At 63.9% G+C, this 22,741-nt stretch carries 11 protein-coding genes; 3 read left to right on the top strand and 8 right to left on the bottom strand.

Translation table 11 applies throughout. The features are described from left to right. Positions 1 to 4 precede the first annotated feature (4 nt). From trxC to DMX06_RS05195, 4 genes are all read right to left on the bottom strand, one after another. Positions 5 to 439 carry a thioredoxin TrxC gene (trxC, locus tag DMX06_RS05210; RefSeq protein ID WP_110735274.1) on the bottom strand — a complete coding sequence of 145 codons (435 nt, stop codon included), beginning with the start codon at positions 437 to 439 and terminating at the stop codon, positions 5 to 7. A 44-nt stretch (positions 440 to 483) separates the two neighbouring features. After that, positions 484 to 1,944, bottom strand: a complete 1,461-nt coding sequence (gene selO / locus DMX06_RS05205; RefSeq protein ID WP_110735270.1) for a protein adenylyltransferase SelO — start codon at positions 1,942 to 1,944, stop codon at positions 484 to 486. Positions 1,945 to 2,106: 162 nt separating this feature from the next. Continuing rightward, on the bottom strand, positions 2,107 to 5,412 hold the full coding sequence (gene mscK / locus DMX06_RS05200) for a mechanosensitive channel MscK (protein WP_110735268.1): 3,306 nt from the start codon (positions 5,410 to 5,412) through the stop codon (positions 2,107 to 2,109). Positions 5,413 to 5,447: 35 nt separating this feature from the next. Continuing rightward, a complete protein-coding gene (locus DMX06_RS05195; protein WP_110735265.1) occupies positions 5,448 to 7,190 on the bottom strand; it encodes a potassium/proton antiporter in 1,743 nt (580 codons plus the stop codon). A 230-nt stretch (positions 7,191 to 7,420) separates the two neighbouring features. On the opposite strand from DMX06_RS05195, the gene DMX06_RS05190 reads away from it, so the two are divergent. Then, complete coding sequence (locus DMX06_RS05190; RefSeq protein WP_110735262.1) at positions 7,421 to 10,648, top strand: dermonecrotic toxin domain-containing protein; 3,228 nt, start codon at positions 7,421 to 7,423, stop codon at positions 10,646 to 10,648. 100 nt (positions 10,649 to 10,748) lie between these two features. Here DMX06_RS05190 and betA read toward each other — a convergent pair whose 3' ends face one another. From betA to betI, 3 genes are all read right to left on the bottom strand, one after another. Further along, a complete protein-coding gene (gene betA / locus DMX06_RS05185; protein ID WP_110735260.1) occupies positions 10,749 to 12,446 on the bottom strand; it encodes a choline dehydrogenase in 1,698 nt (565 codons plus the stop codon). 76 nt (positions 12,447 to 12,522) lie between these two features. Then, positions 12,523 to 13,995 (bottom strand): betaine-aldehyde dehydrogenase, encoded by a 1,473-nt coding sequence (betB, locus tag DMX06_RS05180; RefSeq protein ID WP_046853877.1) that lies wholly within the window; start codon positions 13,993 to 13,995, stop codon positions 12,523 to 12,525. 38 nt (positions 13,996 to 14,033) lie between these two features. Continuing rightward, positions 14,034 to 14,690: a transcriptional regulator BetI gene (gene betI, locus DMX06_RS05175; protein ID WP_110735256.1), complete on the bottom strand. Its 657-nt coding sequence runs from the start codon at positions 14,688 to 14,690 to the stop codon at positions 14,034 to 14,036. 479 nt (positions 14,691 to 15,169) lie between these two features. Here betI and DMX06_RS05170 point away from each other — a divergent pair, with 479 nt between their 5' ends. Continuing rightward, the gene (locus tag DMX06_RS05170) at positions 15,170 to 17,173 is read left to right on the top strand and encodes a BCCT family transporter (protein WP_110735254.1); all 2,004 of its coding nucleotides are present in this window, start codon (positions 15,170 to 15,172) and stop codon (positions 17,171 to 17,173) included. A 133-nt stretch (positions 17,174 to 17,306) separates the two neighbouring features. Next, positions 17,307 to 21,968 carry a dermonecrotic toxin domain-containing protein gene (locus tag DMX06_RS26265; RefSeq protein ID WP_110735251.1) on the top strand — a complete coding sequence of 1,554 codons (4,662 nt, stop codon included), beginning with the start codon at positions 17,307 to 17,309 and terminating at the stop codon, positions 21,966 to 21,968. A gap of 3 nt (positions 21,969 to 21,971) precedes the next feature. Here the strand turns inward: DMX06_RS26265 and DMX06_RS05160 are convergent, their stop codons facing one another. Beyond that, positions 21,972 to 22,736 (bottom strand): divergent polysaccharide deacetylase family protein, encoded by a 765-nt coding sequence (locus DMX06_RS05160; protein ID WP_110735249.1) that lies wholly within the window; start codon positions 22,734 to 22,736, stop codon positions 21,972 to 21,974. Positions 22,737 to 22,741: the final 5 nt, after the last annotated feature.

Here is a 22,741-nt window from a genome sequence, read left to right as displayed (position 1 = left end):
GTATCTAGACTCCTTGGCTGCGCAGCCACTCCAGCAACGACTGCAGTGGAAACGCGCCGGCCTGGCGCGCCACTTCACGGCCGTTCCTGAACAGGATCAGGCTGGGAATCGAGCGGATGCCGAGCTGGCCGGCGAGGTTGCGGTTGGCCTCGCTGTCGAGCTTGGCCAGGCGGCAGCGGCCGGCGAGCTGCCGCGCGGCCTGTTCGAACACCGGGGCGAAGCTCTTGCAGGGGCCGCACCAGTCGGCCCAGACATCCAGCAGCAACGGCAGGTCGCCCTTGATCTGGGCGGCGTAGGTGCTTTCGTTCAGTTCGAAGGGCTGAGCGAGCAGCATGTCCTGTTTGCAGCGGCCGCATTTGGGGCTGTCGCCCAGGCGCTCGGCGGGTAGGCGGTTGAGGCCGTTGCAGTGGGGGCAGGGGATTACCAGTGGTTCGGACATTTCATCTCCTTGATATTGCTGGGGCCGCGTAGCGGCCCCGGGGTTCATGACGAACAACTGATTTCCAGATGCTTGCCCCATTCCGGCGGCCGCTCGGCATAGGCCTGCATCCCGGGCTGCTCCTCGAACGGCTTGCCCAGCACCTGGTGCAGCCGCCGCACTTCACTGTAGTCACCCGCCTCGGCGGCTTCGATGGCCTTCTGCGCCAGGTAGTTGCGCAGCACATACAGCGGGTTGACCGCATGCATGCGCTCACGCCGTCCTTCGGCGTTGCCTGGTTCGCGCTCGCAGCGCGCCTGGTACTCGGCGCCCCAGGCGTCGAAGCCGGCCAGGTCGATGAAGTCTTCCCGTACCACCTGCAGGGCCTGGGCCACGGGCTGCTCGCCAAGGCGGCGGAAGAACAGGGTGTAGTCCACGCCACCCCGTTGCATGCACTGCAGCAGGCGTTCGACCAGCGCCATGTCGTCGTCCTCGGCGGTGGTCAGGCCCAGGCGGCGGCGCATCAGGTCCAGGTAGTGCGCCTGGTACAGCGGCAGGAACAGCCCCAGCGCCTCCTTCAGCGGCTCGACCTCGATCACCGTGGTCAGGGCCTGGGCCAGGGCGCTGAGGTTCCAGTGGGCGATCGGCACCTGGTTGGCGTAGCTGTAGCGGCCCCGGTCATCGGAATGGTTGCAGATGAAGTTGGCGTCGAAGTCGTCGAGGAAGGCGTAGGGGCCGAAGTCAAAGGTGATGCCGAGGATCGACATGTTGTCGGTATTCATCACCCCGTGGCAGAAACCATAGGCCTGCCAGCGGGCAATCAGCTCGGCGTTGCGCTCGACAATGGTGCGGAACATGGCCAGGTAGGGTTGCTCGGCGTCTCGGCACTCGGGGTAGTGCTGCTCCAGCACATGGTCGATCAGCACCCGCTGTTGTTCCGGTTGCTTCGTGTAGTAGAAGTATTCGAAGTGGCCGAAGCGCACGTGGCTCTGGGCCAGGCGCAAGAGCATGGCGGCGTTCTCGCGGGTCTCGCGCCATACCGGGGTGCTCGAGCCGATCACGCACAATGCGCGGCTGCTGGGAATGCCCAGGGCGTGCAGGGCCTCGGAAGCGAGGAACTCGCGGATCGACGAGCGCAGCACGGCGCGGCCGTCGCCCATGCGCGAATAGGGCGTCTGGCCGGCGCCCTTGAGGTGCAGGTCCCAGTGCTCGCCGGCCTCGTTGAGGACCTCGCCCAACAGCAGGCCGCGACCGTCACCCAGGCGCGGGTTGTAGGAGCCGAACTGGTGGCCGGAGTAGACCATCGCCCGCGGGTCGGCCTCTTCCCAGAGCTTGTGGCCGCTGAACAGCTCGGCGAACACCGGCAGTGCGGCCTGGGCCGGGTCGAGGTCGAGCAGGGCCATGGCCGATTCGCTGGCGACGACCAGGCGTGGATCGGCGATCGGGTCGGGCAGGACCTGGGTGGAAAACGCGTCGCCGAGTTGGGCGAAGCGGTTGTCGAAGGTGAGTTGGTCGAGGGACTTCACGGGGCCTGCTCCTGGATTCGATGCCATTGGGGCCGCTGTGCGGCCCTTCGCGGGTAAACCCGCTCCCACAGGGGGCGCGCTTGCTCTGTGGGAGCGGGTTTACCCGCGAACGAGGGCGAAGCCCTCGCCGGCATTCTGGGCGGTTACCCCTTTGACGTCCACTCAGACGGGAGGCGTGCTGTCCGGCTTGCGCTCCATCGGGATCAACTGCTGCTTGCCACCCTTGGTATCCATGAGGAACACCTCCACCTGACGCACCGAGATCTTGATGTTGTGCGCCTTGAACTCGCGGTTGATATAGCGGTTCAGTTCGTCCAGCGTCGGGTTGCGGTCGCCCAGGTCGCGCACGTGCATGCGCAGCTCGTGGTCCAGCGAACTTTCGCCGAAGTTGAGGAAGTACACCAGCGGCTCCGGATCCTTGAGCACCCGTGGGTTCTCGTGGGCGCCCTTGAGCAGCAGGTCGCGCACCAGGTCCAGGTCCGAGCCGTAGTCGATGCCCAGCTTCAGCGTCACCCGGGTGACCGTGTCGGTCAGCGACCAGTTGATCAGCTGGCCGGTGATGAAGGTCTTGTTGGGGACGATGATGTCCTTGCGGTCGAAGTCGGTGATGGTGGTGGCGCGGATGCGGATCTTGCTCACCGTGCCGGAGAGGTTGCCGATGGTGATGGTGTCGCCGATACGCACCGGGCGCTCGAACAGGATCATGATGCCGGAGATGAAGTTGGCGAAGATCTCCTGCATGCCGAAGCCCAGGCCCAGCGACAGCGCTGCTACCAGCCATTGCAGCTTGTCCCAGCTGACCCCGAGGGTGGCCAGGGTGCTGACGATGCCGACGCCGGCGATCACATAGGACAGCAGCGTGGTGATGGCGTAAGCGCTGCCCTGGGCCAGGTTCAGGCGCGACAGCACCAGCACTTCGAGCAGGCCCGGCAGGTTGCTGGCCAGGGCCACGGCGATACCGGCGATGACCATGGCGCCGAGCAGGTCGCCGAGGCTGATCGGCACCATGCTGGCCGCCGCGCCGGTGCCGCTGCTGTACTCGTAGAGGGTGATGTTGTTGAGGTAGGCAAATACCGTGATCAGGTCCGCCCATACCCAGTACAGCCCGCCGATGAAGCCGCCGAGCAGGGCCAGGCGGATCAGGCGCAGGGACTGCTGGTTGACCTGCTCGATGTCCAGGGTCGGCTCCTCGACCACCACCTCGCCGTCAAGCCCTTCCTTGGCCGCCTGGCGCTTGCTCAGGGCGCGCTGGTAGGCCAGGCGCCGCGCCGCCACCGACAGGCCGCGCACGAACGCGGCCTCGATCACCAGCCAGAACAGCAGCAGGTAGAGGGTGTAGATCAACCGGTCGGTGAGCTTGAGGGCGGTGTAGTAGTAGCCGAAGCACACCGCCACGAACAGCGCGATGGGCAAGGCGGTGAAGGCCACTCCGACGGCCTTGCGGAACAACGAAGTGTTCTGGTGCGCCGGGCTGCTCAGCAGCAGGCGGCTGAGCAGCCAGGCCATCAGGGCGTAGCAGGTCAGCACCACGCCGATGCCCAGCACGTCCTCGGCCAGTGCCGACGGCTGGTGTTCAGCCACCGCCACCACGCCGACCAGGGCCAGCACCACGGTGCCGAGCCGGCGCACCCAGCCGCGCAGGAACTCGACCTGGGGCTTGTGCCAGCGGAAGTGGATCTCGGCCACGCCGCCCGGGGCGAGGATGCGGTAGGCGGTGTAGAACACCAGCCAGGCCTGGGCGATCTGCCACAAGGCGGCGCCGAGGTTGGCGTTCTGCCCACGGGCGTCGAGCTGCAGGGCGTAGCTGCCCAGGGTCAGGGCCAGGGCCACCGGCAGGGCGAGCAGGATATTGATCAGGATCGCCTGGGGCGTGTGCCACTGGCTGTCGCGCTTGAAGTGGCCGATGTCCTGGTGGACCTTGCCCAGGCGCCGGTATAGCGCCTTGCGCCGCCACAACAGGGCGCCGATCACCAGGATCAGCGGCAGGAACAGCAGCGGCTGTTGCACCAGGCCGTCAGCCAGTTCCTTGATGCCCGCGCCCCAGGGCAGGCTGGCCACCTGGGTGGTCAGGCGCTCGGGTACTTCGCGCAACCATTGCCAGTCCAGCGGCTTGTTGCTGGGGATCCAGAACATCTGCTCTTCCAGCGTTGTGCGCAGGTTCTGGGCGGTGCTCAGCAGTTGCTTCTGGTTCAGCTGCAGGGTGATGCATTCGTTGAGCAGCGCCGACAGCTCGCGGTTCAACCGTTCGAGCAGGTCGCTGCGGGTGATCGCCACTTCCAGCAGGGCCTTGCGCAGTTGCGGGGTGACATCTTCCTCGGGCTGGCTGGCCAGCAGCTTGTCCACATAGTTGGACGGGCTGCTCATCTGTTCGCGTTCCTGGTTGATCTCGAACTGGTAGAGGCGGATATCGGCGATCTGGTCGGCCAGGTTGCGGTCAAGCTTCAGGTGCGGCAGGGCCTGCTTCTGCTTGTAGAGGATCTTCGACAGCAGCAGGCTGCCCTTGAGCACATTGATTTGCTCGTCCAGGGCCTGGTCGGCCTGGGTGAGGCTGTCGAGCTGCTGCTTGGTGCGCAGGTTCTGCTGGGTCACCTCGTTGAGGCGGTCGGTGCTGCGCAGCAGGTAGTCGGACAACTGCAGGTTGGCGGTGCTCTCGGTGGCCAGCAGGTTGCTGCCGCCGGCCTTCTGCGCCTCGATCGACTGGCGGGTGACGGCCTGTTGCGACTGGGCCAGGCGCTTTTCGTTGATCAGCGTCTGCAGGTCCTGGATTTCCTGCTCCAGGCGGGTGGCGCGCTCGATCAGCAGGTCGTGGCGGGCGTTGCCCAGGTCCTGCAGCACGCTATTGCCGGCCAGTTCCTGGCGGCGCAGCAGGGTCAGCGCGTTGAGCGAGGCCAGTTCGGCGTTGAGCTGGTTGCGCTGGTCGGCGTTGATCGCCTTGCCGTTGTCCTTGCCGCTCTTGAGGCTGTTGTTGATCTGCTGGGCGCGCATCTGGTTGCTGCTGATCTCGGCCTGGGCGCGCTCAGGGCGGGTCTGCGAGTTGATGATCAGGCTGTTGGCTTCGGACAGCGCCTTCTGCAGGTCGCCCTGCTGGGTGCTGCGTTCGCTGAGCATCTGCTCGAGCTGCGGCACCGTCAGGCTGGCGTAGCGCTGCGCCACTGGCACGGCGTTGCTGGCCTTGAGCTTGATCAGCTCGCGCTGGCTGTCGCGGATCTCCTGGGGAGCATTGGCCAACTGCTGCTTGAGGGCTTCGAGTTTCCTCTCGCTGTCGTCGCGGGCGTTGAGCAGCGCCAGGGTCTGTTCCAGCACCTGTTGCACGGCTTTCTGCTCGGTTTCCGGCAGCTTGCGCTCGGCGATCTTGCTCAGGCTGCTCTGGATACCCGGGGTGGTCGGGATTTCCACCGCGCCGGCGGCGAACGAGAGGGTCAGGCACAGCCCCAGCAGGGCTGCGCGGCAATGGTCACGCAGGGACATAGGCAGAATTCTTGTGTTACGCGGCAAATCGGAGTTTAGAGGAACAGCCCGGGGCCGGGGCGGGTGCCTTCGGGGAATCTGACGCCCACTTTCTGGATCTTGTTCCCGTCCATGACCGCGACGGTCCAGATCGTGCCGTGCCATTCGATCTGGTCGCCTACTACTGGCGCGCCTCCGACCTTCTGTCGGATGAACTGCGCCAGCGGCATATTCGCGTCCAGACCGTCGAGTTTCAGGCCATAAAGTGCGGCCACCGCACCCAGCTCGGCATCGCCTTCGAGGACGAAGTCGCCGAAGAAGCGCAGGTCCAGGCCACGTTGCGGCGCCTGGCTGAACAGCTTGCCCAGCGCCGGCAGGTTATGTTCGTGGCCGATCACGCAGAGCATGTCGCCGACTTCCAGCACGGTACTGCCCGACGGGTGCAGCAGTTGCTCACCGCGGAACAGCGCGGCGATCCGCGTGCCCTCGGGCATCTTCAGCTCGCGCAGGGCGGCGCCGATGCACCATTTTTCGGCGCCCAGGCGATAGACGAACAGCTCCCACTCGCTGGTGACGTGTACCTCGAGCGCGGAGCGGGAAATCGGTGCCGGGTCCGGCGGTACCGTGACCTTCAGCAGCTTGGCCATCCACGGCAGGCTGGTGCCCTGCACCAGCAGCGACACCAGCACGATGAAGAACGCCAGGTTGAAGAACAGTTGCGCCTGGGGCAGCCCCGCCATCAATGGGAACACCGCCAGGATGATCGGCACCGCGCCACGCAGGCCCACCCAGCTGATGAAGCCTTTCTCACGGCCATGGAAGGCCTTGAACGGCAGCAGCGCGGCGACCACCGACAGCGGGCGGGCCACCAGGATCATCCACAGCGCCAGGCCCAGGGCGGGCAGGGCGATGGGCAGCAGGTCGTGGGGCGTGACCAGCAGGCCGAGCACCAGGAACATGCCGATCTGCGCCAGCCAGGCCATGCCGTCGAGCATGTGCAGGATGCCGTGGCGGCTGCGGATCGGCCGGTTGCCCAGCACCAGGCCGCACAGGTATACGGCGAGGAAGCCGCTGCCGTGCAGGGCGTTGGTCAGGGAGAACACCACCAGGCCGCCGGCCACCACCAGGATCGGGTACAGGCCGCCGGCCAGGTTGATGCGGTTGACCAGTTGCAGCATCAGCCAGCCGCCACCCAGGCCCATCAGCCCGCCGATGCCGAACTCGCGCAGCAGGTGGGTCAGCAGGCTCCAGTGCAGGCCGGTCTGGCCGCTGGCGATCATGTCGATCAGGGTGACGGTGAGGAATACCGCCATCGGGTCGTTGCTGCCCGACTCGATCTCCAGGGTGGCGGTGACCCGTTCGTTCAGGCCCTTGCCGCCGAGCAGCGAGAACACCGCCGCGGCATCGGTGGAGCCGACGATGGCGCCGATCAGCAGGCCCTGGATCAGGCTCAGGTCGAACAGCCAGGCGGCGACCATGCCGGTCAGGCCGGTGGTGATCAAGACGCCGACCGTGGCCAGCGACAGGGCCGGCCACAGCGCCACGCGGAAACTCGCTACCCGGGTACGCAGGCCGCCGTCGAGCAGGATCACGGCGAGCGCCAGGTTGCCCACCAGGTAGGCGGTCGGGTAGTTGTTGAAGATGATGCCGCCACCATCGACCCCGGCGATCATGCCGACCGCGAGGATGATGACGAGAATGGGGATGCCCAGACGCGACGACAGCGAGCTGACCAGGATACTGGCCCCGACCAGCAGTGCGCCGATCAGGAACAGGCTGTTGATGGTGCTCGCATCCAAAGGCAATTACTCCGGTACATCGCGGGGAAAGGGACCTGAGGCATGAACTAGCAGGTCGCGTGCCAACCGATTCTAACCTGATGAATTGGCAGGCTGTAAAGCGTTTGAGCAGGACAAAAGCACCGTTTCGAGAGGGCGTAGGGACAGGGTGGTGCATCAGTAGCACCTGACCGGCTGGTGAATGGTGATTCTGTCGCCGACCAGAAGCAGCGAGTATCGAAGGACGCTTTATGAGCTATACCCCCGTACACCCTGAAATCGTCGCGCGTGGCGAACCCTACCTGCCGGAGCCGGCAGTCCACACCGAGACGGACATCTTCCTGCTCGAAGGCGCAGACCCCTATCTGGGCCCTTATGTCATCGATGTGCAAGACACCATCGAGCCAGACCCGTTGCCATCGATCGAGCGCGTATTTGCCCGCCAGAAAGTCACGTTGCAGACGCCGGAAGCGTTCGCGGTGCGCAAGATCCGCGAGTTCCTGGTCCGTCATGGCATCGACGACGATCCCGAGGACTTGATCCTGGCGACCCTGGTAGTGCGTTTCGTCAAGATCAGTCCCGGCCCCTGGAAGGCGCAGGTCGCCCATGCCATGACGCTGGTGCAGGCCACCATCGGCAACTGGCAGCAGAGCGGCGTCGGTAGCTGGTTCGATCACCTGGCGCATCCGATGGAGTGGCGCCGCTCGGGCTATGCGGTGAATGAGTTGGGCCCCCTGGGCGTTTCCGAACTGGGCGACAGTGAGGCTTACGAGGCGATCTACCGACGCACCACGCCGCAGACCTATGACGCCTCGAATCAGGTCGATCTCGACCCTCAGGTGTTTCGGGATTTCGTTTGGGAAACCCGCCTGCAGGCACACTACCTGGAGCATCTGGATCGCTTCTGGACGGACCATGAGAACCGCTATGCCATGCAGTACAAGGGGGGGCTGGTGCGTGCTGCGTTGCTGCAGCGCGATGAAGGCAGCCTGAGCGCCCGGCATGCCGAGCTTGTGCTCAAGAGCATGACCTTGCACCCGCAGACCAGCTGGGAGAACACCTCGTATCGCTATTTCACCGACAACTTGATCTCGTCCAGGCATGCGATGTGCGAACTGCGCATCTACGGTTACATCGCCTCGGATATCCTGGTGATCCAGTGCATTGGCGAGAAAGACGTGGTGCTGTATATCCCGGGCAACTCTTCGCCGCTGCACGGCTTTGCCAATCTGGATGAAATGCGCGACTGGATTGCCCACCAGTGCCGCGACCCGCGCCGACGCGCCTCGCTGGCCAGCCACTTCCAGGCCGGCGACCGGCTGGATGGCATGTTCTTCTGCGGCGTGGAAACTGCCCTGCGTGGCATCGCCCGGTATCCGTCCAGCCTGGACCGGGACACCGGCCGTTGGTCGCCGAGCAGCCTGATCACGCTGGGCGGTCGCTTGCCCTACCCAGCCAATCACATGACCCGGCTGATCAAACAGCGCTACTACGCCGATGCGAAGTTCGAGATCGGCACCCGTGGCGACTACTACGCCAGGAACGTGGCCACCGGACTGGAGGTGATGGCCAATGTGGTGGGTACCCTCACGCTGGTGTTTCCGGCGCTGGTGCCAGTGGCGATCGCCCTGGGCGTTGGCTTGCTGGCGGTGGGCGTGGGCGAGGTTGTCGCGGCCAAGTGCCGGGAGGACACGATGGACGGTGTCCAGCGTGTGGTGTTCGGGTTGCTCAATGCGTTGCCGCTGGTCGGTGAGGTGAAGTCACAACTGCAGGCCACGAAAGCGCTGCTCGAAGGTGAGCCGCTCATGGCGCTGGAGTCCGCGCAGCAGGCGCGCGCTCAAGAGCGGGTGGCGCGGCTCGAGATGGCTGACGATGGCATTCCTGGCGCGCAATGGCCACTGATGGCCGAGATCAGGGCGCATCGCCCAGTGCTGGACGCGCTGTCGCCGGAGCTCAGGACGCGCATGGCCGCTCTGAAGGTGGCAGGCAGCGAAGACATGGCCGTGGAGGGGGGCGGCAGGGGGACGTTCCGGGTGGATGGCAAGCTGTATGTGAACCTGCGTCATGACGTCTACCGAGTGCAATGGCTCGAGCATGAAGGGCAGTTTCGTATTCGTTCGGACGGCGAACCGGTGCAGTGGGGACCGTTTTTACGCGCCACGGAGGATGGTTACTGGGACCTGGACCTGCGCCTGGGACTGCGCGGTGGCGGGAGTGCTCTTGGCAGGGTGCGAGGACCAGGCGTTGTCGCCGGCCTGACCCCTCCACCGACGGAGATCGAAGGGATTGCACAGCAGCCCATGCTGGAGAAAATCAGTGTGAGCATCCCCATGGACCGCATCGAAGTTAACTTGCTGGGAAGGTATAGCGCCCGCTTGCGCTCTGGTTCGAGGGTCACCGTCTGCTTCGATGCGGATGCCGGATGCTGGCGGACGGTCAGTGATGGGCGGTACGTGTGGACCGGCAAGGGGGCGCCGGAGTCAGGGCCGGAGCCAGAGTCCGACGCATACGGCGTGCATGTCGAAAAGCCATATGGGGACGAGATGGAGTCAGGCTCGGCCAGCGATTATGAGCGGGAGCGACATACTCTGCCCAAGCCGGCCCTGGTGGTGGATTTCACGTTTCCTCAGCTGCCTCTCGTGCCCGAGCAGGCGGCCGAGATTCCCCGGGAGGTCGGCATGATCTGGATGGGCGACCAGGCACCCGCCAGCCATCTGATCGGGCGCATGAAGGCCAATGCCGCCGCCAATCCCGACTACGTCTTCACCTTGTACGTGGATGTCGACGACCTGCAGGTCGTCGACGCGGTGCGCGAGGCTGGTGTCAATGTGCAAGACCTGAGGGAGCAGGCCTGGTTCAATCGCTGGACCGCGGCGCCGGAAGGCCGTACCTATCGATACTTCAGGCGTGGCACCAATCACAACTATGCGGCAGCCTCGGATGCCTTGCGTTTTCGTCTCGTCGAAGAGCACGGCATGATCTATCTGGATTGCGATGACGAATTGGTACGGCCACTGTCGTCGGTATCCTTCAGGGCCTTGCCTCACGATGTGCTGTTTGGGCGACCGATCGAATGGTCCGGCATGGACGGGACACATTACTTCGGGCCGAACAACAGCAATTTCGCCAGCCAGAAAGGCAATCCGCTGTTAAGCAGGATCGTCGACGATATCAACGCGCGGTTCGATGCACTGCCGGCGTCATTCCTGTCCGGACCGCGGCCGAAGTTCAGCTTTGGTCGCATGGACTCCGACGACGAGGCCTACATCGATAAGATCTTCAGTGTCACGGGGCCTATCGGCATGAGCAGTACCATGCGCCGGCTGCGCCCAGACTACATGTCGTTCCCCTGGGGTTATCCGCAGGTCCAGGTGAAGGCGCAGGCGTATGACGAATTGCGCAAGGACGTGCTGGATTACTACTTCCCATTGCGCAATGTCGTGAAGCTGGGCGCCGAGCACTCTTGGCAGCACACTTGAAGCGTCGGTGCGCGCGTATGAAAAAGGCACCGCCCGCAGAGTCGCGGGCAGTGCCTTTGTCGTGTACCTCGAACGGGGCGGCTTGCGCCCCGTGCGTGTATCAGCCCTGCTTCACTTCACGCATGGCTTTGCCCTTCACCGGGGCATCGCCCGCCACGTAATACTTGGCGGTGCTGCGCGGCAGCGGCTTGCGGCCACGGATCTTGTCCGAGATCTTCTCGGCGATCATGATCGTGGTGGCGTTGAGGTTGCCGGTGATGATCAGCGGCATGATCGAGGCGTCGACCACACGCAGGCCCTGCATGCCATGCACGCGGCCTTCGCCATCGACCACTGCCATGTCGTCGGTGCCCATCTTGCACGAGCAGGACGGGTGGAAGGCGGTTTCGGCGTGCTCGCGGATGAACTTGTCCAGCTCTTCATCAGTTTGCACGTGGGCGCCCGGGCTGATTTCGCGGCCGCGGAAGGCGTCCAGCGCCGGCTGGGCCATGATTTCGCGGGTCAGGCGGATGCCGTCGCGGAATTCCTGCCAGTCCTGCTCGGTGGACATGTAGTTGAACAGGATGCTCGGGTGCTGGCGCGGGTTCTTCGACTTGGCCTGGATGCGACCACGGGCCGGCGAGCGCATGGAGCCCATGTGCGCCTGGAAACCGTGCTCTTTCACGCCGTTGGAGCCGTTGTAGTTAATCGCGACCGGCAGGAAGTGGTACTGGATGTTCGGCCACTTGAACTCAGGACGGGTACGGATGAAACCGCCGGCCTCGAACTGGTTGCTGGCGCCGATGCCGGTGCCGTTGAACAGCCACTCGGCACCGATTTTCGGCTGGTTCCACCACAGCAGCGACGGGTACAGCGATACCGGCTGGGTGCAGGCGTACTGCAGGTACAGTTCCAGGTGGTCCTGCAGGTTCTCGCCGACGCCCGGCAGGTCGTGGACCACCGGAATGTCGAGGCTTTCTAGCAGGGCACGCGGGCCGACGCCGGAGCGCTGCAGCAGTTGCGGCGAGGCGATGGCACCGGAGGAAACGATCACTTCCTTGCGGGCGCGGGCTTCGACGCGCTCTTCGCTGTCACCGACCAGGTAGGTCACACCAACGGCGCGCTTGTTGTCGAACAGCACACGGTCGCTCAGGGCGTGGGTGACGATGGTCAGGTTCGGGCGCTTCTTGGCCTGGTCCAGGTAACCGCGGGCAGTGCTGGAGCGACGGCCGTTCTTGGTGACCGAACGGTCCATCGGGCCGAAGCCTTCCTGCTGGTAGCCGTTGAGGTCTTCGGTGCGCGGGTAGCCGGCCTGCACGCCGGCCTCGACCATGGCGTGGAACAGCGGGTTGTTGCCGGCTTTCGGCGTGGCCACGCTGACCGGGCCTTCGCCGCCGTGGTAGTCGTTCGGGCCGATGTCGCGGGTTTCGGCTTTACGGAAGTACGGCAGGCAGTCCAGGTAGGTCCAGTCTTCCAGGCCTGGCAGTTCCGCCCAGCCGTCGAAGTCCATGGCGTTGCCGCGGATGTAGCACATGCCGTTGATCAGCGACGAGCCACCCAGGCCCTTGCCGCGGCCACATTCCATGCGGCGACCGTCCATGTGCGGCTCCGGATCGGTCTCGTAGGCCCAGTTGTAGCGGCGACCCTGCAGCGGGAAGGCCAGGGCGGCCGGCATCTGGGTGCGGAAGTCGAAGCGGTAGTCGGGGCCGCCGGCTTCCAGCAGCAGCACGGTGACGCTGGCGTCTTCGGTCAGGCGGGTGGCCAGGGTGTTACCGGCGGAGCCGGCACCGACGATGATGTAATCGAATTCTTGGGACATGAAAAGTACCCTCGTTGGCGGTGGTCAGGGAGCGGAAACGCCCGTGCGCGAAGGCACGGGCGTGGCTAAACGGGGTTTAGAAAACCGAGTTGTAGCCGCCCAGCTCGACCTGGACCGACTTGATGCGAGTGTATTGAGCCAGCGAGCTGACACCGTTCTCACGGCCGACGCCCGACTGCTTGTAACCGCCAACCGGCATTTCCGCCGGCGACTCGCCCCAGGCGTTGATCCAGCAGATGCCGGCCTCGAGCTTGTGGATGATGCGGTGGGCGCGGCTGATGTCGTTGGTGCAGACGCCGGCGGCCAGGCCGTATTCGGTGTCGTTGGCGCGACGGATGACTTCTTCCTCGGTCTCGTAGCTGAGGATGCTCATCACCGGGCCGAAGATCTCTTCCTTGACGATGGTCATGTCGTCGGTGCAGTCGGTGAACACGGTCGGGGCCACGAACGCGCCCTTGGCGAAGTCGCCGTCCAGCAGACGCTCACCGCCGCACAGTACGCGGGCGCCTTCTTCTTTACCCTTGGCGATGTACGACAGCACGCTTTCCATGTGCTGGAAGCTGACCAGCGGCCCGAAGTTGGTGTTCTCGTCTTCCGGGTTGCCGGCACGGATGCGGGCGACGCGCTCGGCGATCTTGGCTTCGAAGGCGGCCTTCATCGCGGCTGGGATGAACACGCGGGTGCCGTTGGTGCAGACCTGACCCGAGCTGTAGAAGTTGGCCATCATGGCGATGTCGGCGGCCTTGTCCAGGTCGGCGTCGTCGCAGATGATCAGCGGCGACTTGCCGCCCAGTTCCATGGTCACTTCCTTCAGCGAGGAGCTGGAGGCGCTGGCCATGACTTTCTTGCCGGTGGTGGTGCCGCCGGTGAAGGAGACTTTCTCGATGCGCGGGTGCTCGGTCAGCCAGGTGCCGACTTCGCGGCCGCTGCCGGTCAGGACGTTGAACACGCCGTTCGGCAGGCCGGCTTCGGTGAAGATCTCGGCCAGTTTCAGGGTGGTCAGCGAGGTGACTTCCGACGGCTTGAAGATCATCGCGTTGCCGGCGGCCAGGGCCGGGGCGGATTTCCACAGGGCGATCTGGATCGGGTAGTTCCAGGCGCCGATACCGACGGTCACGCCCAGTGGCTCGCGGCGGGTGTAGACGAAGGACGATTCGCGCAGCGGGATCTGCTCGCCTTCGATGGCCGGTACCAGGCCTGCGTAGTACTCCAGCACGTCGGCGCCGGTGACGATGTCGACGTAGCGGGTTTCGGAGTACGACTTGCCGGTGTCCAGGGTTTCCAGCATGGCCAGCTCGTCGTTGCGCTCGCGCAGGATGTCGACGGCGCGGCGCAGGATGCGCGAACGCTGCATGGCGGTCATTGCGGCCCAGACTTTCTGGCCACGCTCGGCGCTTTCGACGGCCTTCTCGACGTCGGCTTGGGTCGCGCGCTGCACGTGAGCGAGGACTTCGCCGGTGGCCGGGTTGATGGCTTCGAAGGTGGCGTCGCTGCCAGCGTCGACGTAAGCGCCATCAATGTAGAGTTTTTGCGTTCCGAAACGGGCCATAGTGTCCTCGCAAGTGCAGTGTGTGGTTGGCTGCCGCGTCACGCTCCTGCCGGTTGGCTGGTCGCTGCGCGCGGCTGTTCAGAGGCCTGGTCGGTTGTGCCCAGGGACTGCTGTTTCGCCAGTTGTAGATCCATGTATTCGTAAGCGATGCGTATTGCCTGGTCGGTGTCGAATGCATCTCCCGACAGGGCGCCACGCAGCCACAGGCCGTCGATCAGGGCTGCCAGCCCGCGGGCGGCCTTGCGCGCATGGTAGAGCGGCAGGACGCGGCGGAACTGGCAGCACAGGTTGGAATACAGGCGGTGATCGTTGATCCGCTGCAACCTGTGCAAAGACGGCTGGTGCATGCTGGAGGCCCAGAAGGCCAGCCAGGTTTTCATTGCCGGGCCATTCACCTGGCTCGCATCGAAGTTGCCTTCGATGATCACCTTCAGATGGGCACGCGGGCTGTCGTCCGTGAGTGCCTGACGACGCGCGATCACACCCTCGTTGAGCATGTTCATGATGTAGCGCATCGTCGCTGCGATCAGGCCGTTCTTGTCCTGAAAGTAGTGACTGATGATGCCGTTCGACACACCGGCCAAACGGGCAATCAGCGCAATGCTGGCATCGCCCAGTCCGACCTGATCGACTGCCTGCAATGTGGCTTCGATCAACTGCTGGCGGCGGATGGGTTGCATACCGACCTTGGGCATCTTGCTATCTCCTCAGGCCTGCGGGCAGACGACAAGCGGCTGCCTCGGCGAAGGCCAGTCTATTTTGTTTTGATTGAACGTTCAATCAATAAAGAATAAGCTCTGCGACAATTTGTGCCATTGACAGTTTTCAGGACGGTCAAGAGGGCACGAATCGACACCCCAGGAAATCGTGTAACCCCCGGAATACAAGGCGTTGACGGGCATGAGCGATGCAAAGGACAGATTCTGCCGAGCGGTCATGGACTGCGCGGTCGGCCCTTGGAGCGGGCCAGGTGGTCTGTGGCGAATGCGCGCACCTTCTGCTGAGTGCGTGGCAAGGCGACAGACGGCCGGTCTGTTTTTTTTGCAGCGTTTCGATTCGGGATCACGGTTTCCAGGTGCCTTTTATAACACCTTGCGCAGTAGGGCTATTGCACCAATTGCGCGGGAAATAACTGTATAGCCTCCACTGCCGCACTGCCCGGAGCATTCGTGCAATGAGTTCTGCCTCCCTGACAACCCCCCCCGCCGAGCGGGTACGGGTCAACCGCGTGGTGTTCTACACCTCGGCGCTGATGATCCTTGTTCTGACTGCCCTGCTGATCGCTGTCCCCGATGCCGCTGGCCAAGTGCTGGGCGTCGCCCAGAAATGGCTGACCCGTACCTTCGGCTGGTACTACATGCTGGTAATCTGCGGTTACCTGCTGTTCGTCGTCTACCTGGCCTTCTCCGACTACGGCAAGCTCAAGCTTGGCGGCAAGGACGACACCCCCGACTTCAGCTACGGCGCCTGGGCCGGCATGCTGTTCTCCTCGGGCATCGGTATCTCGCTGCTGTACTTCGGCGCCTCCGAGCCGCTGGACCACTACTTCAACCCACCAGAGGGCACCCCTGCCAGCCTCGAGGCCGCGCGCCAGGGCCTGCAGCTGACCTTCCTGCACTGGGGCCTGCACGGCTGGGCGATCTACGCCCTGGTCGGCCTTGCCGTGGGTTACTTCGCCTACCGTCACAACCAGCCGCTGGCGCTGCGCTCGGCACTGTACCCGCTGGTCGGTGAGCGTTGGGTCAAGGGCGGTGCCGGCCATGCCGTGGACATCTTCGGCATGTTCGTCACCCTGCTGGGTCTGGTGACCAACCTCGGTATCGGTTCGATGCAGGTGGCCTCGGGCCTGGAATACCTGTTCGGCATGGACCACAGCAAGACCAACCTGCTGGTGGTGATCCTGGTCATGGCCGGCGTTGCCACCGTGGCCGCGGTGTCGGGCGTGGAGAACGGCATCCGTCGCCTGTCCAACCTGAACATCCTGCTGTTCAGCGGCCTGCTGATCTTCGTGCTGCTGGCCGGCAACACCCTGCACCTGCTCAACGGCTTCGTGCAGAACATCGGTGACTACCTCAACGGTGTCGTGCTCAAGACCTTCGACCTCTATGTCTATGAGGGCGACAACGACAAATCCGAGCGCTGGCTGGGCCTGTGGACCGTGTTCTACTGGGCCTGGTGGATTTCCTGGGGCCCGTTCGTCGGCATGTTCATCGCCCGCATCTCCAAGGGCCGTACCGTGCGCCAACTGGTCAGCGGCGTGCTGCTGATCCCGCTGGGCTTCACCCTGGCCTGGCTGTCGATCTTCGGCAACACCGCGCTGGACCTGGTGATCAACCAGGGCGCCGTGGAGCTGGGCAAGACGGCGCTCGAACAGCCGTCGATGTCGATCTACCAGCTGCTGGAGTTCTTCCCGGCGGCCAAGATCGTCATCGGTGTGGCGGTGTTCGTCGGCTTCGTGCTGTTCCTGACCCCGGCCGACTCCGGCGCGGTGATGATGGCCAACCTGTCGTGCAAAGGCGGCAAGGTCGACGAGGACGCCCCGCACTGGATGGTAGTGTTCTGGTCGGTGGTCATCACCCTGGTCACCATTGGCCTGTTGTTTGCTGGTAACTTCGAAGCCATGCAGACCATGGTGGTACTGGCCGGCCTGCCGTTCTCGGTGGTCCTGGTGCTGTTCATGTTCGGCCTGATGAAGGCTATGAAGCAGGACGTCGCGGTCGAAAGCGAGCGCGCCGAACTGGCTGCCCGTGGCCGTCGCGGCTTCAGCGAGCGCCTGAGCCAGCTGGACCTGCAACCGACCCAGGCCGTGGTCCAGCGCTTCATGGACAAGCAGGTCAGCCCGGCGCTCAAGGAAGCCGCCGAGCAGCTGCGCACCCTGGGCTTCGAAGTCGAGACCCGTGTTGGCCAGTCGCGCAACATGATGGGCCTGCGGGTGATGATGGAGGAGGGCAACCCGTTCGTCTACGAAGCCAGCCTGGACGGCTACATGGCCGCGCCGAGCGAGGCGCCGGTCGAAGGCGAGCCGGAAGTGCGCCAGCGCTTCTACCGTGCCGAGGTGTACCTGCACGACGGCAGCCAGGAATACGACCTGATGGGCTTCACTCGCGAGCAGATCGTGCGTGACGTGCTGGATCAGTTCGAAAGCCACCGCCAGTTGCTGGGGCGTGTGTACAGCTGATCGAGGCTGGTAGTAACGAAGGGCCTGGCGCGTGAGCGTCGGGCCCTTTTCGTTATGGGTTGCAAAATATGTAGTGCCGATACGGGTTACGGGTGGAGGCATGGTGGCAGCTCATCAACGAGCAGGTAAGACCATGAACTCAGCATCGCTACCGATTTTCGATTTCAAGACCGCCGTCGCCCGGGAATTCGCAGGCCGCCCCACGCTTCGCCAGATTGCAAGCAGGCAGTTGCTCAGCGTTCTGCTCGAACAGCTGCCTTGGCTGGCCCATGTCCAGCCTGCTTTGGAGTCTGCTGATCCGCTGATGCTGGATAGCCCTGATCCAGACACCGGCTACTGGACCACTGCGCCCTTCGTAGATGTGGTCCTGCAGGCAATGCTCGATGGCAAACCGTTGACGCTGGAGCCGCTGGGTGAGCGGCACTGCAACCTGGGACTGTTAGCGACCCATCGTTTCGCGGGGTCCAGCAGCGAGTTCGATACGCGACGCCTGACAGGCGGGAGCGCAGCCCTCAACGCACTTCTGGGGCGGCTCCCGGAGCACTTCTATCAGGCTCAGGTCGATTATTGGGAGGCCCCAGGCAGCTGCGGGCAGAGCCGTGATCGTTGGCTGCAGCTGCTGTTGAAGATGGCATTGCTGCGCAATCTGCCTCTGCAGGCGTTGGATCGCCAGCAGCAGGCGTGCGTCCGCGGCCTGATCAAGGGGGGGGCGGAGCAACCGCCAGTTTTTGTCGTGCAAGCCAACCTTGGTCTGGGTGAGCGGCAGTTCAGGATGATGCAGGCCGGGCTGCTGGTGGTAGGGGAGTGGGACGAGCGAGAGGTCGTGCTGTGGTGCGCGCCTTCAAGCCAGGTCCGGGCCTTCGCTTCGCTGGAGGACTTTGCCCTGGCACTGCGTGACGAGCTTGCCCTGCGTTTCGATTTCGATGTCATGACCTGGGACCGCCATCAGCTGGAAGGCAATGTATTTGCACAGCAAAGCGCGTTGCTGCTGTCACTCATGCTGGACGACATGGCCCGCCTGCACAGCGGCGGGCTTGGCTTGGCTCGGCTGGAGGAATGTTTCGCCGCGCTGAGCGACCCGGCCCGATGGTTCATCGATGGCTACTATCTCGAGGAGTACACCCGCCTGGCGACGCCGCCGGGTGTGGACTTCGCGCCGGGTCAGGACAACTTCGAATTTCAGGAGGCATTGCTGGACGTAGCCCTGGCACAGGCCGAGTCCGAGGGCGTGGCGGCACTGGACGGCATCCTGGACCTGCATGGATATGCCCGGCAGCGTTTGCGGGAGCGGATGCTCGCGGATCACCCTTTGGAAGCCAATTATTATCCCGATGATCTGATCATCGAGCTGGCGATCGCACGTGGTGTTCCGGGAGGGGCGGGGGTCGGCAGCGGCGGCGGCGAGCCACTCGAGCCCGCGGGAGAAAAGACCTTGACCGAGTTCGCCTTGGGCAATCTGGTGTCGCTTGGGGGGGCCGGCATCTTGGGGATACGGCATCGCGACGACCAGTTGATCATGCCGTGGATGACGGCGGACTACATCAAGTCGTTGGTCCAGAGCGTCGATATCGGCGGACGTTACCCGGACTATGTGGCGCAGGCGCTCGACGATACCGCCACGCGTCCGGCACGCAACCGTCGTTTTGCCCGGGAGTGGCGCCAGTCGTTGGTGTTCGCTGCCTTGTCGGCCAAACTCGATCGCAGGATCACTCAGGCCGGCCTGCAGTGTGTGGTGGACTTCTGTCGTGGTCACATCGACAACCGGTCGCCGACAATCACCTTGCTTCCACTGATTTTCAAGCGGCAACCTGCCTCGGCAAAACAGGACTTGGTAGGGGGCATGTATGTGCTGTCGGGTACCGAGCCAGGCGTGGTGCTGTTGTATCGGCCCCTCTATGGCGGCGATCCGTTGCGAGAGTACGCGAGCATCGAAATGATGATGGCGTCGATCCGAACGGATCAAGGGCTGCAGCAGAGCATGCTGGCATGGATGGATCCGGCCGTGCGGCACGTTTATGACAACGGCGGGTTCGCCGAGCCTCATGTCAGCAGCGTGGGCATCGATCCCTATGACATCCCGCAGAGACCGCGGGGGGCCGAGCTCATGGTGCAGTCATGGCAAACCGAGGTTGATGAAAAGTTGTACATCGCCAACCGTGAGCTTCTGGTTCGACTGGGCGACTGGCAAAGCGTTTCTGATGTCGAAAGTCGCTGGGCACTGCTCAGACAGGGTGCCTGGTTGCTGTTTGATGTTGTCGCGTTGCTGCTCAAAGGGCCGGTTGCGACCGTCGCCTGGCTCTTGCAGGCCATTGGAAGTGTCGACGCCGACGTTGTAGCCCTCGATCAGGGAACGAGCGAGGAGCGGTGCGCGGCAACGGTTGATCTCATCCTCAACATGGGGATGGCGTTGTTGCACGCCCGGCTGCCCAAGCGCGTTGCCGTGACGCGGCAATCGCTGGCGGTTTATGCAACGTTCGACGGGCCACCCGCGCAGGATGGCGGCTATGCCGCTGCCAGGGTTGTGCCGAGCCAGGGCAAGGTAGGAATGCCAGGGCCGCTTAAGCCGGTCGCGGATGCGATGCACGTCAATGTCGACTTCAGCTGGCGGGGAGCTCAAGGTTTCAACTGGCTTTCCATGCAGCAGCGCGCAAACCTCATGGCCATGCGTTCGCAGGTTGCGCTTGAAGGTTTGCAAGCCTCGGCTGGGGGGCTGTACGAGGTCGCAGGCAACCAGTATGCCTCGATGCTGGGTGAGAGTTTTGCGGTCAGCGTGCTGCCCGAGGGCGTGCGCATAAAGGGGCGGGAAGGGCAGGCAGGGCCTTGGCTGGTGCTGGAGCACGGAGTGTGGCGTATCGATGCGCGGTTGCGGCTGGTCGGTGGAATGCCGGGTGATGCGATGTTCCAACGCTTTACCAAGTTGCAACGCTCCGCCGGACGACTTTCTGCTGCTGCCAATCAGGATTCCGTGGCGTTCACCAAGGCCGCGGCAGGCGTCCTGCAGTTGCAGGGGAAGGTTGAAGCCCTGGAGCAACTGGTGAGCCGAGAGAATGCCAGGCGTGACGCAGCCAGAGAAAGCGAGGATGCCAGCATGGACTGGGCGGCCTCCGAGCGCGTGCTGAAGGGCTATCAGGAGCGGCTCGCCGAGCTTGGGCCGCAGGTGAAGCAGCAGCGTCTGCAGTCGATCGATCATATCGAAGCGTCGGTACGCCATGACAAGCAACAGCTCGATATTCTGAAAACAATGCTTGAACCCAAGTATGGGGGCTACAGGAAAGGCGGGTTCGAGGCGGACATCCAGGCGCAACAGGCTGAACTTAGGACCGCCATTATTCGAAGTACCGATTTCATCATGAGCGAACTCTGGCGGATAGCGGAGTACCCACGCATCAACGACTTGGCTCATAGCGTCGAAGGGCTTTCCCTGGCCGAGGCGCGCCCGGCCTACAGGCAGTTGCGTGGCGAGCTCGCGGTCGTCGTCGAGTATCAGGAGCGTATGCTGGTCGCCCAGGGGACGCTGGACTCGCTGCTGAGCGATGCGCCGAGGAGTCTGGATATCGGTCTCGGCGGGACGAGCCGAACGGTTGCCGAGCTGGTCGCAGGCCGCACCTTTTCGGTCGTCGATCTGCGCTATCACCATGCCCTGAATCTCGCGGACCTGGCGCTTCGCCTAGACGCCGCGCAGGGGCAGCGGCAGCTGGCGCGATTCAAGGCAGGCCTGTCGAACGTGCGGCTCACAAGTGCGGCAGGTGCTCATGGCGAGTTACTGATGTCCAACCTCGCCATGACCGACAGGATCACCATCCTGCAGGAGGCATGGGATGAGTATGCGACAGCCATCGTCAACAGCCTCCATATAGAGCGTACCGGCGGCAACCTGGTCGAAGTGGCCATGCTCAAGCGATACCGGGGACAAATGGAGCTGCTGAAGGAAGACGCCGGCAGGCGGTTGCTGGAGGCCATCGCCGAACAGGAAGGCGGAGCGGTGAAAACCGCAGAGGCGGTCTATCCGGTTTCCGTCGAGGTCCAGCGGGCTGTGCGCAATCGGGACGGGCAATTGGTCATCGCGACCGAAGTGCAGGACGCCGATGGCAATACCGTGCTGGAGGTTCGCGCACCGGTCACCAAGCGGGTGGTACAGGTTTTCGAGCTCAGGAATGGGCGTTGGCTCGAGCGTGAAAGAGAGGAGGAGGGCTCGAACCTGTTGGATGACTCGCCCACGGAGGCGGGGGCGCAGGTGCAAGTCTTGTTACAGGAGCATGCCGAGATCCTGGAAATGGCCCGTTCCTATGTCAGCGGTGAAGCGCTGGACCGTTTGCTGACTCAGCAGGGCGAGAAACTGCGTCGGGCCGCCGCGGCCCTTCAGGGCGGCAGTGAGGCGTTGGCCGCCGAGCTGCAGGGTGCATTGGATGCACTGTCGACGCAACGGAATGAACTGCTGACGGCGCTGTACAGCAACACGAAGTACCCCACTGCCGCGGCCTTGCGCTTTTTGTATGAACGCAACCTGCTCAGGGTGGACTATGTCCGACGTGACACCTCGCGAAGCACCAGTCCGTTCGACGAGTTCAAGATCACCCTGCTGAATCCGGCGGCGGTGAGAAGAGAACGGCCAATCTGGGCGGCGCATTTCCACCTGGGGTCACAGACCGCTCACCTGGAAGACTTCACGTTCGCTCATCTCAAGCTCTGGTCCCAACGCTTCCAGGGCCATGCATATGAAGTCGCCAGCGGCGAGCGAGTGCATCGCGGGCCCCTGGTGCGCGCAGACATCGCAGGCATCATTTCATTGACCTGATGTTCAGCGGTTGGTGTAGCGGCCCTCGCGGCCGTGGGCAGGCATGGCCAGATTGCCCCGTTCACCGATCATCTGGCGAAGGCTGATCAATTCGATACCCTGGTTCTTCAACCGGGGTATCTGTCGCTCAAGCACGGCCAGCGTTTGAGGGTAAGGGTGGCCGATCAGCACCGCCGAGCCGTGCTGGCGCGCCAGGGTAATACCTTGCTGCAACTGTGCGGTGATCGCCTCTGGTGTGCGTACATCATCGAGGAACACATCCCGCGATACATGCGCAAGGCCGACTGCCTGGGCTTCGGCGGCGGCGACAGTGGCTGCGCTGGTGCGGCTGTCGACAAAGAACAGATGCCGGCGTTGCAGTTCCTCCATCAACCAGCGCATTGGCTCGCGCTGGGCAGTCATGCGGCTGCCCATGTGGTTATTGATGCCGGCGGCATAGGGCACCTTGGCCAAGGATGCCTCCAGGCGTCGAGCCAGCTCTTCGATCGCTGTACCGGGGTGCCAGGCGTAGGGGCCGGTGGCCGGATCCATGGGCATGTGCAGGATCACCGTCTTGCCGGCCTTGTGGGCCTGGCGGGCGAAGTCGGTGGCGTGCGGGGTGTCGGGCATGATCGCCATGGTGACCGGCCCAGGCAGGGCGAGGGTACGGCTGTCACGCTCGCTGCTCTGCCCCAGGTCGTCGATGATGATGCTCATGTAGGCCTTGCCCGGCGCCGCCTGGGCGGTACCGAGCATGAGGCAGAACAGCGTAGACAGCAGCAAACGCATGGGAA

Origin of the sequence: Pseudomonas mosselii, assembly GCF_003205295.1 — a bacterium.
Classification (GTDB): Bacteria; Pseudomonadota; Gammaproteobacteria; order Pseudomonadales; family Pseudomonadaceae; genus Aquipseudomonas; species Aquipseudomonas mosselii_B.
This window is presented reverse-complemented; position numbering and strand designations above follow the sequence as displayed.